Origin of the sequence: Paludibacter sp. 221, from assembly GCF_010501035.1 — a bacterium.
Taxonomy (GTDB): domain Bacteria; phylum Bacteroidota; class Bacteroidia; order Bacteroidales; family Paludibacteraceae; genus QVMH01.
Genome location: NZ_QVMH01000012.1, coordinates 32,936 through 47,308 on the forward strand (window position 1 = coordinate 32,936; position 14,373 = coordinate 47,308).

Sequence of the window (14,373 nt, forward strand, 5' to 3'; positions counted from 1 at the left end):
GTATACATGAGATAGCAAAATTTGACATAAATTTATTTTGCAAATATATATATGGTAAGTCTTGTTCTACCAAGCTAAATATTAATTCTTTTTGAAATGTTGCCGTATACAATGTACGACTTCGAAAAAACACGGACATGGTAGAGAACATAACTCAATTTTTGTTTCGAAAATCCTGAAATAGCCCATTAATATCCCATTCCAAATGTCCAAAGTGGAATGACATTGTTGTATCCAAATTCGATATCATCTTTCACAACAAACCCTTTCTCCGCTTGCTGGATTTGTTTTTGTTTTTTATTCTTCCCGCCAATTTCAAACGTCATGTCATCAATCTGGAAATCGGCAGTACGGGAACTTATTACATCCGCCATAACTCTTGTCTGGTTCAGAAAGAAAGTTTCGCGAATATTTCCGATATTGGCGTTTTCTTCGGCCAAATTATATATCAAGTTGGTGTTGTCTAAATAGATTTTATCAACTTTGCCCAATCCTCTGATTCCGCCTGTATCATCGCGCAACTGGCTGATTAATCCGGCTTCTTCTATATACAGGCAGTAATCCGCGATATTATTCCGGCTGGCGGAAAGTATCTCGGCAATTTTACTCATATTAGGCTTGAACGGCGCACTTTTAGCAATAATGGAAAGAAGTTGCTTTAATTTCCGTCCGGTCGCCATGTTCATATCGGCAAACATGGGAATATCCGATTCCAGCGTTTGATTGATTATCTGCATTAAGCGCATATCAAAATCATCATCTTTTGCAAAAGGATAATAACCGCGTTTGAGATAATCGCTGAAATAAGGAAGCGGGTGTTTTAACTCTGCGATTTCCACTTTATTTCCGATAATATCTTCCAACGAATAAATCGCTGTGGAAATATTGTGAAATAATTGCAGGTATTCCCTAAACGATAATCCCTGCATGTTATACATTACTGCGCGACGGCTCAAATCTGAAGCTCCTTTCTTTATATCCAGAATGGAAGAGCCGGTAAAAACGACATTCAATTCCGAATGATAATCGTAAATCAGTTTTAGTTCCTTCGCCCAATCCTTATATTTATGGATTTCATCAATAAACAGATATTTTCCGCCTTGTTTTACGAAAGTATCTGCTAAATCTAACAGTTTATTATCCGTGAAATAAAAATCTTCCGCAGTAACATAAAGTGTTTCCTTCGGATTCAGATTTGTCTTGATATGTTGCAATACCAATGTCGTTTTTCCGACTCCACGCGGTCCGACAAGACCAATCATGCGGTTTTTCCAATTGATTTTATCGTAAATATACCGCAAAAACTGCGTGTCTGTTTCACGCAATAGTTTTTGAAAATACTCTAATAACTTATCCATAATAATTGTTTTTTGCAAAGATAATCAAATTGCACTATAAAAGTGCAAATACTGAGTGAAAATGCACTGTGGAAATGCAAAATACTATTCAAATTAGAAAAAAGTTTCTTGGACACTGAACTACTTTATGATCGCAGTTTGTGCCTCGTAATAGCAAGGGTGAAGTTTTGTAAACAGCGATGGACAGGGATAATTACCCTGTTTTTACAACAATTACCCTGTTAAGGTAATTGTGGTTGTTTTAAGGTAATTGTGTAGGTCTCTTAAATATCAGGTTGATTCTTAAACAACCATTCTATTCAAAAGCACTTAAAATCAAACAAAAAAAAGGTATTTTTGTAGATGATATTTGAAAATAATTTATGGATAAAATAAAATTGTCGGACATATTAAAAAACTCACCAAGTGTAGAATTGCTAAAATTAAGAAACCGAGAGTTTATTCTTCTGTTTTTTGTCGAAGTTTTCGCGCAAGAAAGTGTTGTTTCGTCCGAGAATATTCATTATAAGTTGGAGTCCTATTTGGAAGAAAAAGGAATTGAAGTTGACGATGAAAACGAAAGCAAATTTAGCGACACATATGAAGATAAAGCAAAAAAATATATTCAAAAATGGGCTGACAGTGGTTTCTTGACAAATTATCAAAATGAATCGGGAGAAATTTTTTATGAACTTTCGTCCTATTCGAGTAAAACGCTTGATTGGTTGAGCAATCTAAAAAAAGAAGAATATATTGGTACAGAATCCAAATTCAAAGCACTTTTTAATCAACTCAAGGAACTAGTCGAATTTACGAGCGAAGATAAAGAAAAGCGTTTACAACTCCTTGAAGATAAAAAATTAGAACTCGAACAGCAAATTCAACGCCTTAAAATGGGTGAAGATATTAAGGTTTTTGAAGAGTATGAAATTGTGCCGAGATTTAAAGATTTGAACAAAATTGCCAAAGAATTACTTTCTGATTTCAAGGAAGTTGACGACAATTTCAAGATAATTATCAAAGAAATTTATCAAAAACAAAGCGACACTTCTCTTAACAAAGGCTCTATTCTACAATATACTTTCGACGCATTAGCTCAATTAAAAGATAGTTCGCAAGGCAAGAGTTTTTATGCTTTTTGGGAGTTCCTGCTTTCGTCTGAATTACAACAAGAGTGGGACGAATTGACACAAACATTGTATCAAATGCTTGACGAAAAAAACATTGAAATTAGTGATGTTTTTTTGAAAGACATGAAGCGCCATTTGTTCGATTCGGGACAGAAAGTTTACAAAACGAATGATAAAATGGCAGAAAAATTGAGCCGGATTATTCGAGAAACAGAAGTTTCAAAAACGGAAGTTACCAAAAATCTTATTCAAGAAATTAAAAAATTGTTACTTGAAACAAGCAAAACAAAAACAAAAAAGAATCCTGATATTTCCCTTGAAATTGAAGAGATGGAAATCAGTCTGCCTTTTGAACGGAAACTGACTTACGAACAATCAGAAGAAATTGTTTATAAGGATAAACCACTATTAGCAGAAGCGAACATTACAGATTTTGATAGCCTTCATAAATTGTTTAATCCTTACGTTGTAGATAAAAAAATATTGCGAAAGCACATTAAAGAGGTCTTGAACAAAAAATCACAAGCAACTATCCATGAAATCATAGAAGATAAAGGTGGTCTGTCCAAAGGACTTCCCGAACTATTTGGTTATGTTTCTTTGGCAAGAGAATTTAAGCATACTGTAAATACCAATAAAACACAATCCATTTTGTTTGACGAGGTAAACAAAAAATCCATTCAAATTCCAGAAATAATATTGACAAAATGAATGAAAATAATAATATAAAAACCTATTCAAAAGCCATTGTTCGTTTGCTGAAAGGTACGGTGGGACGAAGTAATCCTGTTTGGGCTGACGTTATTACGTATCAAGATGAAATACAGGATTATATCAGCATTGTTGGACTTGAGTTAATAATAAAAAAAGACGAAGGTTTTGCTTTTGTAAAACAAGTAGAGCAAGAAGATGGCATGACGCTAAACTTGGTTTCGAGACGACAAATTGGTTTTGAAACTTCTATTGTTTTAGTGGTTTTGCGTCAGATTTTGGAAGAGTTTGATAGCAATCCTACTGAAACGCAATCATTCGAAAAGTTTATTACCAACACGGAAATTAAAGAAGAAGTAGAATTGTTTTTGCCCGAAAAATACAATAAAGTGAAGTTTATTAAAGAATTGGATAGTTATATTAATAATGCGGAAAAATTAGGTTTCTTGAAAGAGATCAAAAAAATGGAGAATGAAACAAGATATCAAATTCACCGAATTATCAAAGAAAAAATCACGTTGAACGATTTACAAGAGTTCAAAAACAAACTGCAGGAATATGTATAGTTTATTTACAACGAGTTCAGATACAGCAGGTTTTCGATTGCATTATATGGAAATTTACAATTGGGGTACTTTTGACAAAAAAATAGTCCGAATAAATCCACAAGGTAATAATTCTCTTCTGACGGGCGCCAACGCGTCGGGAAAAAGCACTTTAATTGATGCTTTGCTTACTTTGCTTGTTCCTTTGCACAAAGACAGATTCTACAATCAATCTTCGGGTGTAGAAAAAAAAGGCGACCGCAATGAAACAACATACGTACTTGGGAATTACGCTAATCAACAACAAGAGGGAGAAAAAAATACTACCAAACTGCAATTGAGAGATAAAAAAACATACTCAGTCATTTTGACCTCTTTCTTCAATTCCGACCAACGGATTGTTACGCTATTTCAGATTAGATGGTTTGCAAACAATGAACTGAAAACAGCATTTGGGCTTTCGAGAGAGCAACTGACCATACAAAATGATTTTTCAAATTTTGACCCAAAAGGTGCGTGGAAGAGATTGTTGGACAAGAAATACAATGCAAACGCAACAAAAAAACGCATAGAATTTTTTAATGGACCGACAGAATATGCGAAAAGAATTGTCGGATTGTTCGGCATGCGCGATATAAATGCGTTAGGGCTTTTCAATCAGATTGTAGGTGTGAAAGTATTGGACGATTTAGATGGTTTCGTTCGTCATAAAATGCTCGAAGAATATAAAGATAAAGAGGAGAAAAACGCAGAAGACCAATACATTGATTTAATCAAGAATTTTGATGAATTGATGAGTGCTAAGATTAATATCGACAAAACAAAAGAGCAAATAAAACTATTGCAACCCATAGATGAAATAGCTGATAAACTAACCGAAATTCAAGCAGAATTAGGAAAATTGCAACATTCGAAAGAAATGGCGGTGTATTTCTTTGCCAAAAAGAAAGTAGAATTAGCCAAAAAAGAATTTGATAAATGTAATGCTAAATTGGAAATTTTGAAAGAAGATTTGGCAAAATTGAAAGAAAAAGAAAAAGAGCTAAAGAATCAGGAAACTGATTTAACCGTTCAGATAAAAACCGATGCAGTCGGGAATCAGATAGAAAAATTAAAAACTGAAATAGGGCGACTTGAAACGAGTAAAAAAAATCGAAGCGACAAACTAGATAATTACAATAAAATCACTCAAAAAGTAGGTTTTTCTGAAAATCCGACTGAAGAAACATTTAAAGAAAATAGGGAAAAGGCAAGTGAGAAAAAAGGCGAATTAGTAATTTTACTTGAAAAGAAAGCCGAAGAATTAAGACAAAAAAAGAATAAGGAAGATGAAATTCAAAAAAATATTGATATAAATATTGAAACGATTCAATCCTTACAAAAGAATAAAAACAATATTTCGGGACGAGTTGCTGAAATCAGAAATGATATTTTAATTGCTGTTGATGCAACTGCAGAAGAAATTCCATTTATTGGCGAATTGATGCGAATACGAGATAGCGAAAAAGATTGGGAGTCTTCGATAGAAAAAATTCTTCATAATTTTGCTTTGCGATTGATTGTTCCCGAAAAATACTATACGAAAGTTAACGAATTTGTGAATGCAAATAATTTGAGAGGGCGCATTGTGTATCAACGTTATCGAGATTTTACTTCGTTGAAAACACTCGAACACCGAGAAATTTCGCCAAACAGTTTGTTGAATAAGATTGAATTTAAACCTAAAAACACTTATGTAGATTGGTTGGAAGATGTAATCTACAATCAATATAATTATGCTTGTGTGAATGATTTGTATGAATTTAGTCGTTACGAAGAGAGAGCCGTAACGCAGGAAGGATTGATAAAATCAGTAAAAGGGAAGCACGAAAAAGACGATCGTCCGCATATTTCGCAAAAAGAAAATTATGTGCTTGGTTGGGACAATAAAGAGAAAATTGCTTTAATCAAAAACGAAGTTTTGAAATTGCAAGAAGAGCAAAAGCAAATTGTTCAACAAATTCGCATAATTGAAAAAACGATAAAAGATACAAATACGCTAAAAGATGATTTATCCGATTTATTTAAAATTTACACCAAATACGATGATATTGATTGGCAGTCATACGCTAATACAATTCAAGAAAAAAAGGAACAAAAAAACGAATTAGGAAAAACAAACGACAAGGTAAAAAAACTTCAAGAACAGTTAGCTCAAGTTCAAAGTGAGTTGAAAACCCTGACCGACGTTACAATAAAAAATAAAGATGGAGAGATTTTTCAAATAGAAAAAAATGAATTAATTAATATTAACAAAGCCTTTTCCGAAAACTCCATTTTACTTGAACAACTTGGCGAAATTGATGTAACAAATTTTGAAACGGGAAATGCCGAATTTCAAAATCTATCTTATGAAAATATTGAAATAAAACTGTCTGAGTTTCAAACAAAAAACAAGAATGAAACAGGCGAACAAGAAATACAACAAAATGAGAATAAACTGAAAATTACTCGTCTAATTAATCAGTTTAAAAACCCTTCGCAAGAAATTACAGAAAAATATCGAGATTGGCGTTCCGATGTCAACAAATTACCTGATTCAGAACATTTAGAGTTGGTTGCCGAATACCAATCGTTTTACAAAAAGCTAATAGAAGAAGATTTAATTCGTTTTGAGAAGAAATTCAACAATTATCTTCGTGAAACCATTACCAATAAAGTCAGTGCTTTCAGAATGTTTTTTAAGAATTGGGAAGATTCTATAACTGAAAATATTCGGCACTTAAACGAATCGTTGAAAGGCATTGATTTCAATAATAATCCAACAACTTACATTAAGCTCGTTGCGCCGAAAAAATTGAGCGATGAGGCTAATGATTTCAGAAATTTATTGGATAAAGCTATTCCGAATATACGAGAGGTTGATGCTACAATAGAAGGTCGGAAAAATCATTTTACCAATCATATTGAACCTCTTATCGAAAAACTAAAAAATGAACAATGGCGTAAAAAAGTAATGGAAGTCAGAGCGTGGTTTATCTATAAAGCCGAAGAGTTTTACAAAGAAACCAACGCAAAAAAACAGACTTACGAAAGCATGGGACAGCTATCGGGTGGAGAAAAAGCCCAGTTGACCTACACAATTTTAGGTTCAGCAATTGCTTATCAATTTGGTCTAACAAAAGATGGCTTGCAATCTAAATCATTCCGTTTCATTGCTATTGATGAAGCATTTAAAGCACAGGATGAGGAAAAAGCACGTTATCTTATTTCGTTATGCAAACAACTTCATTTACAACTTTTAGTGGTTACTCCGAGTAACGATGTGCATATTGTAGAAAACGACATTTCATTTGTTCATTATGTTGAACGCAAAGGAAATGAATCAGTGCTTTATGATATGCCTATAGAACAATTTAAGTCTGAACGAGAAAAATTTGTAAGCGAATGATTACACCTACCGAAATAAAATTCAAAGCAGAAAAGAAATATTCGGCATATTTACAATCCATTGTAATGGATATTCCTTTTGACAAAATCATTATACTTGGCGATAAAAAACCAAGCCGAAATCTCGCCGAATATCAAACTGAAATTACCGCTTTACTTTCTCAATCAAAAGAGAAAAAAGGATATGGTTATATAATTAAGTTTCACACAATCAGTAAAAAAGAAATCGGGAAGCAAGATATTCCGTCCGAAATATCTTTTCAGACAGAAAGTGACTTTTTGAAATTTTTACACAAAGAAAAAGAAGTTGCAGAGTTCCGTACTGATTACAGATTGATTTTGTCAAGATTTTCTGAATTGAAAGAATGGATAATCAAATATCCAAAGAAAATTATCGAAAATCATTTACAATGGAATGATTTATTAAAAGTCTGTGATTATTTCACAAAGAATCCCAAGCCGAATTTGTATATTCGTGAATTACCGATACAAATTCACACAAAATTTATTGAAAAGAATAAAGGTATTATCAAGGAATTATTAGATATTTTGATTTCGGGATATATAGACAAAAACGAAACAAATTTCGAAAAACGCTTTAATTTGAAATATGCAGAGTCAACTGTGCGTTTTCGTATATTGGATAAAAATATAAGTTCGCATTATTTTTCAGAAATAAATGACTTGAATATTCCAATTTGTCAATTTGAAAAATTGTATTTGCCGATAAAAAAAGTCTTTGTTGCTGAAAACAAAATGAATATATTCACTTTTCCGCTGATTGAAAAAAGTCTTATTATTTTTGGCTGTGGATTTGGTGTTGAAATACTAAAAAACGTAGAATGGTTAAAACATACGGAATTGTATTATTGGGGAGATATAGACGCACAAGGTTTTGAAATTTTGTCACAATTCAGAGGATATTTTCCAAATGTAAAAAGCATTTTGATGGATAAATTGACATTTGACAAATATTATGACGATGATAAAGGAACACCAAACACAAATTCGGTAGAATTAAATCTGACAATCGAAGAGCAAGAATTGTATGAATTGTTGAAAGAAAATAATTTGCGTTTAGAACAGGAGAAAGTACCTTTGGAATATGTCAGTAAAATAATTAGACCTTAATTTGTCAGCAACTCAAACTCTCCAGTGGATTTTAGTCGTTTTAGATATGTCCTCAATATACTCAATGTTTTTTTAGGCCTATTCCTAAATCAAACAATTAATCCCAACTAAATTATTGCTAATTAGTTGGGATTTTTTTATCTTTAGAAAAAACTCCGATAAAAAGGTTTCGTGGCCAAAATCGGGGTAAATCCACTCTAAAAGATATGGTAAAGATACAAAAACTTTCAAATTTATCAAATAAAAAATGAAAAAAAACTCTAACTTTCTCAAAACGCCTTATTCATATTCTTCCTCAATTCCTCCGAATTAACTGTCTTATAATAATGCTTAAAAATGATATTCGGACTGTTACCAGCTTGTTCCACAACAAGAGCAGGATTATATCCATCGTTAATCATTTTCGTGATAAAGGAACCACGCGCTGAATACCACGTGATTTTTTCTTTGTAGCGGATTTTCGTTCTTACTTTTTCGAGGGTTTTGTTCACTTTCCAGTTGAAACGCTCCAGACGGATTCTCCGTTTTTCTTCGGTCGTGTGTTTGTGTGTGAAAACAGGAAACACAAAATCGCCGTAGCTTTTGTCTTTGTATTTATTGATTATTTCCTCCGCCTTGTTTATCAGCGGGACTTTCGCTTCTTTGCACACTTTCATTCTTTCGTACACAATCATTTTCTTTTTGATTGATTCTTTTCGAAGATAAATCGCGTCAATATTTGCCATGCCACCGGCATAAAAGCAAAAAAGAAACATATCAATATGAAATTGTTCTGTTTTCGTGAACCCTGAACGATCCATACTTTCAATTTTCTTTATCGTTTCGTGCGGAATTGTTTTCGGAACGAATTTATTCTGCTTCATTTTCAATTCTACGCATCTGAAAGCGCTGATATTAACTTCAGGAATATTTAATTTGAAAGCAGGATTGCAGACTGCACGCAGTTTTTTCAACCGCGCAACAACAGCTCCTTTGTTTCCGTTTTCGGCTCCTCTGAGTTGTAGAAACAAAGCATAATCATTCAGAAACTGCTCGTTGATGTCTTTGAAATAAAAGCCGGAGAAAGCTTTGTGGTATTTCCGCTTGGTAAAAGCATTCAGCGAAGATTTCAGGAAACCATATTCCCTGATGTTCGAAAAACTTGAAACGACATTGCCGTTTTTAAAGCGCTCTTTCTTTTCGAAAAAGTCAATCTGATAATCAATAACCTGCGAAACGGTCATTATTTTTACTTTTTCCGGAGTATGTACTTTTTCTTCAAAATAATCTGCCCATTCCGTCGGACACCAATTCTTTCCGTCCAATTCCCATTTGTCGGCAACGGTCAAATATTTCAGTTTTAAGTCTGAAAGCAGGATGTTTTTGACTTGATTTTCGGATTTTTTTGTTTTGAAACTTTGCTTGTCCAGGTCCCAATCTTTGTAAGCGCCGGTTACGTCAATGATTCGTTTTACACGACTGTAACCCGTTTGGAAGAACACTGCGGTAAGTTTTACAAGCTTTTTGTCTTTGGGATTTGGCACCCCTTTGAAGTTGATTGAATACATGTTAGATTCCTATTAACTGCCATTATGTACTCTGATTTAGTGTATATCAGACTGTACATAAGAATAGGAAATCTGACTATTTTAGGGTTAAAACGGGGTGAAAAAACAAATTCACTGTGTTTTTGAGTTTTTGTAAAACACAAATAATCAGTAGATTATATTGTTAAACCCTATATATACAAAAAAAAGAAAGGTTGTCATCACGACAACCCAATCTTTCTTGTTAACCTTAAATCTAATACCATGAAAAACACAGTGCAAATATAAGGTACTATTTTATGTTGTACAACATTTTTTTGAAGTTTTTCTTGTTTTTAACAAATATTTAAATACCAAAAATATCCTTATGCCTTTTGCTTTAGCAATGCAAAATCAACAACCTCCATAATATCTGTTACGAAATGAAATTTCAAGCCTTTGAGGTAAACTTTCTTTATCTCGTCGATATCCTTTTTGTTTTCAGCACATAGTATAATATCTGTAATACCGGCTCTTTTTGCAGCTAATATCTTTTCTTTGATACCTCCTACAGGGAGTACCTTGCCGCGCAACGTAATTTCACCCGTCATGGCGATATTCTTTCTCACTTTACGTCCGGTGAAAGCCGACACCAAAGCCGTTACCATAGTAATACCCGCCGAAGGCCCGTCTTTAGGGATAGCTCCTTCGGGCACATGTATATGTACGCTGTTTTCATCAAGCTGCTCATTACTTATCCCCAACTTATCAGCATGCGATTTTATGTATTCCAACGCAAGAACAGCCGATTCTTTCATCACATCGCCCAAATTTCCCGTTAAAGTCAATTTAGGAGCCTTACTTTTACTAATGCTCGATTCTATAAATAAAATCTCTCCTCCTACCTGCGTCCATGCCAAGCCTGTAACGACTCCGGCATACTCGTTGCCTTCATATTTATCCGAACTATAGCGGGATGCACCCAAGTATTCCGTCAAATCGTCTTCGGTCAGTTCCACATTGTATTTCTCGCCCGATGCAACCTTTTTGGCTACCTTACGCATCAGGGAAGCTATCTGTCTGTTGAGGCTACGTACACCCGATTCGCGGGTATATTTTTCTATCAGCTGTTGTATTATAGGTTTTGTAAGTACAAAGTCGTCGCTTTTCAACCCATGGTTCTCAAGTTCTTTCGGTACCAAATGGCGGTATGCTATCTCTATTTTTTCTTCCTGCGTATAGCCGCTTACCTCTATCAATTCCATACGGTCTAACAACGGACGCGGAATTGTATTCAGGTTATTGGCAGTAGCGATAAACATCACCTTCGACAAATCAAAATCAACATCCAGATAGTTGTCGTGGAATGCCATATTTTGCTCCGGGTCCAGCACCTCGAGCAAAGCCGACGACGGGTCGCCTTTATAATCGGCAGTGATTTTATCTATCTCGTCGAGCACAAAAACCGGATTTGCCGATTCTGCCTTCAAAACATTCTGTATAATACGCCCCGGAAGCGCACCTATATAAGTACGGCGATGACCGCGTATCTCAGCTTCATCGTGCAATCCACCCAGCGACACACGCACATACTTGCGGTTAAGCGCAGTAGCTATCGAGCGTCCTAACGATGTTTTACCCACCCCCGGAGGGCCATACAAGCATATAATAGGCGATTTCATATCACCTTTCAGTTTAAGCACCGCAAGGTGCTCCAATATACGCTCTTTCACCGTATCCATGCCAAAATGGTCTTTATCCAGCACCTTTTTAGCATTTCTCAGGTTAAAATTATCCTTGGTATATTCATTCCAAGGCAGGTCGAGCATAGTTTCGATATAATTCAGCTGCGTAGAATAATCCGGAGAATGAGGGTGCATCCGTTCCAGCTTTTTCAGCTCTTTATAGAATGTTTTAGCTACCGCCTCACTCCATTTTTTGCTGTCGGCACGTTCTCTCAACTCATCCAAATCCTGCTCAGGCGACAAATCGCCAAGCTCGCTTTGGATAGTCCTCATTTGTTGCTGAAGAAAGTATTCGCGCTGTTGCTGGTCAATTCCCTCTTTAGCCTTATTTTGAATACTCAATTTTAAATCAATCAACTGCGACTCCTTGTCCAACAGTTCCAGCAGTTTGTAACCACGGTCGCTCGGATTATCTATTTCGAGTAAACGCTGTTTATCCTTCACATCAAATCCCATATTAGTGCAGATATAATTAATCATGAACACGGGATTTTCAATATTGCGGATAGCAAAAGCCGTTTCGGGAGGCATAGTCCCCGATTTGGATACTATATTTATAGTCAAATCCTTTATTGACGATACCAAAGCCTGAAACACCTTATCTTTTGTATCAATCTTAACATCATCAAACAAATTGACATGTGCTTTTATATAGGGTTTCTCGGTTACAACCGTACCTAAACGAAAACGCTTTTTACCCTCCAATATAACCGTAGTAGTACCATCAGGCATTTCCAGTATGCGCACAATTTGCGCTATCGTGCCCAGCGGGTAAAGCTGTTCGTAAGTAGGGTCGTCTATCCGTGTGTCAATTTGGGTACAAACACCTATCAGCGATTCATTTTCCTGCGCTTCACGTATCAGCTTCATCGATTTAGGACGTGCCACTGACACAGGCGAAAGCACCCCAGGAAAAATAACCATATTCCGCAACGACAAAATAGGTAACACTTCGCCCGATTTCAAGTCAATCTCCTCCTCACCCGGACGGTCGTCCAACGAAATTATCGGATATAATTCCGAATCATCACTACCTTCAAGAAATATTTTATTAAAAGATTTGCTCATATTGTCATTCTATTATTTTACATTCATGCCACAATGACATAAACCGGTAATACAGATATTTTCAAAATACATTTAAAGCATTGCCTTTCAGACGATTAAATAAAATCCGAAAAATAAGCTCTTTTTTATTCAATTCTTATGCCAAAAGAATAGGGAATTATCGTAGTGAAATTTAATTAGAATGTAGATTTAAAGTTTTGACCAAACGCTTTTCCGGTAATGCTATCAATTCTTACTTTCCACACTTTTACATTTCGCAATGCGGGTTCTGAATATTTGAACTCCCTTTCCGAATAATTCTTCATGATTATATTCATATACCTTTCTTTCGTTACAAGGTCGTTATCATCAATAAAAAAGACCATCCCTTTGCACACAACGCTTTTCGACTCCATGCTGTAACTACAAGCAACATCAGGATGCTGGCAACGAAGTTCGCGTTGCGAGCAGAAAGTAATACAAACGCGGTTATCTTTGCCTAATAAATCCAGATACTTACCTTCGGGTCCTGAGTGAAGTATAATATTCTCTCCGTCATAACCAAAATTCATCGGGATAACGTATGGCATCCCGTCAATATCTACCATCCCTACAAAACAAACATCGCAAGAAGCTATTATTTGATCTATTTCGTCTCTATTGTTAACAAAAGATGTTCTCATTGACAAACTCTTAAATTTTGGAAGCACAAAGGTACAAAAAAACGCCAACATAAACAGATAGCAATCACAAATGGCTTTACGGGTATAAAAACGAATTGTACAAAGTAAAAAACATAAACACCTAATAAACGTAACATTTTAGCGTTAGAAGAACTTGCCTGAGATAATGTAGCCTGAATGAAATAAAAATAGTACATTTGCGGTTTTAAAACTAAAAAATATCACTTATGAGACTTATCATTCAACCCGATTACGAAAACGTATCCAAGTGGGCGGCAAATTATGTGGCTGCAAAAATAAATCAGGCAAAACCAACAGCGGAAAAACCTTTTGTTTTAGGACTTCCTACAGGGTCGTCTCCTATGGGCATGTATCGCGAATTGATAAAATTGAATAAAAGCGGAATCATTTCTTTTCAGAACGTGATTACTTTCAATATGGACGAGTATGTAGGACTGCCACGCGACCATAAAGAAAGCTATTACTCTTTTATGTGGAACAACTTTTTTAGCCATATTGATATTAAGGCCGAAAATACCCACCTACTGGACGGAAATGCAAAAGATGTGGAAAAAGAATGTGCAGCATACGAAGCTAAAATGAAAGAGGTAGGCGGTATCGACCTGTTTCTTGGTGGCATAGGCCCCGATGGGCATATCGCGTTCAACGAACCGGCATCTTCTTTAACATCGCGTACACGCCAGAAAACATTAACTACCGACACTATTATAGCAAATTCACGCTTCTTTAATAATGATGTAAACCAAGTGCCAAAAACAGCGTTGACTGTTGGAGTAGGCACTGTGATGGATGCTAAAGAAGTGCTAATCATTGCAAACGGACACAATAAAGCCCGTGCTTTGCGCCACGTTGTAGAAGAACCTATAAACCACATGTGGACTATCAGCGCGCTGCAAATGCACAAAAAAGGAATCATCGTATGTGATTACGATGCTTGCGCCGAACTGAAAGTAGGAACTTACAAATACTTTCTGGACATTGAAAAAGACACTTTGAATCCAGATTCTTTACTGTAAATTCTCTCATATATTATTTGACTAGTCCTAAAAAACCGTTACAGGTTTGATTAGACAAAAGTATTAATAATTT

General features: G+C 35.2%; 9 protein-coding genes. 5 read left to right on the plus strand and 4 right to left on the minus strand.

The window, feature by feature from the left end:
- Nucleotides 1-188: 188 nt before the first annotated feature.
- Nucleotides 189-1,358: an ATP-binding protein gene (locus D0T49_RS04605; protein ID WP_163629415.1), complete on the minus strand. Its 1,170-nt coding sequence runs from the start codon at nt 1,356-1,358 to the stop codon at nt 189-191.
- Between the two features lie 362 nt (nt 1,359-1,720).
- Here D0T49_RS04605 and D0T49_RS04610 point away from each other — a divergent pair, with 362 nt between their 5' ends.
- Genes D0T49_RS04610 through D0T49_RS04625 form a run of 4 tightly spaced genes read left to right on the plus strand, consistent with a single transcriptional unit; the run spans nt 1,721 to nt 8,283 of the window.
- Nucleotides 1,721-3,178, plus strand: coding sequence for a DUF3375 domain-containing protein (locus tag D0T49_RS04610; protein WP_163629416.1), 1,458 nt, complete (start codon nt 1,721-1,723; stop codon nt 3,176-3,178).
- Complete coding sequence (locus tag D0T49_RS04615; protein ID WP_163629417.1) at nt 3,175-3,744, plus strand: DUF4194 domain-containing protein; 570 nt, start codon at nt 3,175-3,177, stop codon at nt 3,742-3,744. Before D0T49_RS04610 ends, D0T49_RS04615 begins: the two co-directional genes overlap by 4 nt.
- On the plus strand, nt 3,737-7,153 hold the full coding sequence (locus D0T49_RS04620; RefSeq protein WP_163629418.1) for an ATP-binding protein: 3,417 nt from the start codon (nt 3,737-3,739) through the stop codon (nt 7,151-7,153). Before D0T49_RS04615 ends, D0T49_RS04620 begins: the two co-directional genes overlap by 8 nt.
- Nucleotides 7,150-8,283: a Wadjet anti-phage system protein JetD domain-containing protein gene (locus tag D0T49_RS04625; RefSeq protein ID WP_163629419.1), complete on the plus strand. Its 1,134-nt coding sequence runs from the start codon at nt 7,150-7,152 to the stop codon at nt 8,281-8,283. The genes D0T49_RS04620 and D0T49_RS04625 overlap by 4 nt, the downstream gene beginning before the upstream one ends.
- Nucleotides 8,284-8,552: 269 nt before the next feature.
- Here the strand turns inward: D0T49_RS04625 and D0T49_RS04630 are convergent, their stop codons facing one another.
- The 3 genes from D0T49_RS04630 to D0T49_RS04640 form a co-directional block, all read right to left on the minus strand.
- A complete protein-coding gene (locus D0T49_RS04630; protein ID WP_163629420.1) occupies nt 8,553-9,830 on the minus strand; it encodes a phage integrase SAM-like domain-containing protein in 1,278 nt (425 codons plus the stop codon).
- Between the two features lie 344 nt (nt 9,831-10,174).
- Entirely contained in the window at nt 10,175-12,601 is a 2,427-nt protein-coding gene (lon, locus tag D0T49_RS04635) for an endopeptidase La (RefSeq protein ID WP_163629421.1), read from the minus strand.
- A gap of 176 nt (nt 12,602-12,777) precedes the next feature.
- Complete coding sequence (locus D0T49_RS04640; RefSeq protein ID WP_163629422.1) at nt 12,778-13,263, minus strand: pyridoxamine 5'-phosphate oxidase family protein; 486 nt, start codon at nt 13,261-13,263, stop codon at nt 12,778-12,780.
- A gap of 227 nt (nt 13,264-13,490) precedes the next feature.
- Between D0T49_RS04640 and nagB the strand changes: the two genes are divergently transcribed.
- Complete coding sequence (gene nagB, locus D0T49_RS04645; protein WP_163629423.1) at nt 13,491-14,300, plus strand: glucosamine-6-phosphate deaminase; 810 nt, start codon at nt 13,491-13,493, stop codon at nt 14,298-14,300.
- Nucleotides 14,301-14,373: the final 73 nt, after the last annotated feature.

Coding starts and splice junctions, on each gene's coding strand:
- D0T49_RS04605 (WP_163629415.1), bottom strand. CDS start 1,358: ATGGATAAGTTATTAGAGTATTTTCAAAAACTATTGCGTGAAACAGAC.
- D0T49_RS04610 (WP_163629416.1), top strand. CDS start 1,721: ATGGATAAAATAAAATTGTCGGACATATTAAAAAACTCACCAAGTGTA.
- D0T49_RS04615 (WP_163629417.1), top strand. CDS start 3,175: ATGAATGAAAATAATAATATAAAAACCTATTCAAAAGCCATTGTTCGT.
- D0T49_RS04620 (WP_163629418.1), top strand. CDS start 3,737: ATGTATAGTTTATTTACAACGAGTTCAGATACAGCAGGTTTTCGATTG.
- D0T49_RS04625 (WP_163629419.1), top strand. CDS start 7,150: ATGATTACACCTACCGAAATAAAATTCAAAGCAGAAAAGAAATATTCG.
- D0T49_RS04630 (WP_163629420.1), bottom strand. CDS start 9,830: ATGTATTCAATCAACTTCAAAGGGGTGCCAAATCCCAAAGACAAAAAG.
- lon (WP_163629421.1), bottom strand. CDS start 12,601: ATGAGCAAATCTTTTAATAAAATATTTCTTGAAGGTAGTGATGATTCG.
- D0T49_RS04640 (WP_163629422.1), bottom strand. CDS start 13,263: ATGAGAACATCTTTTGTTAACAATAGAGACGAAATAGATCAAATAATA.
- nagB (WP_163629423.1), top strand. CDS start 13,491: ATGAGACTTATCATTCAACCCGATTACGAAAACGTATCCAAGTGGGCG.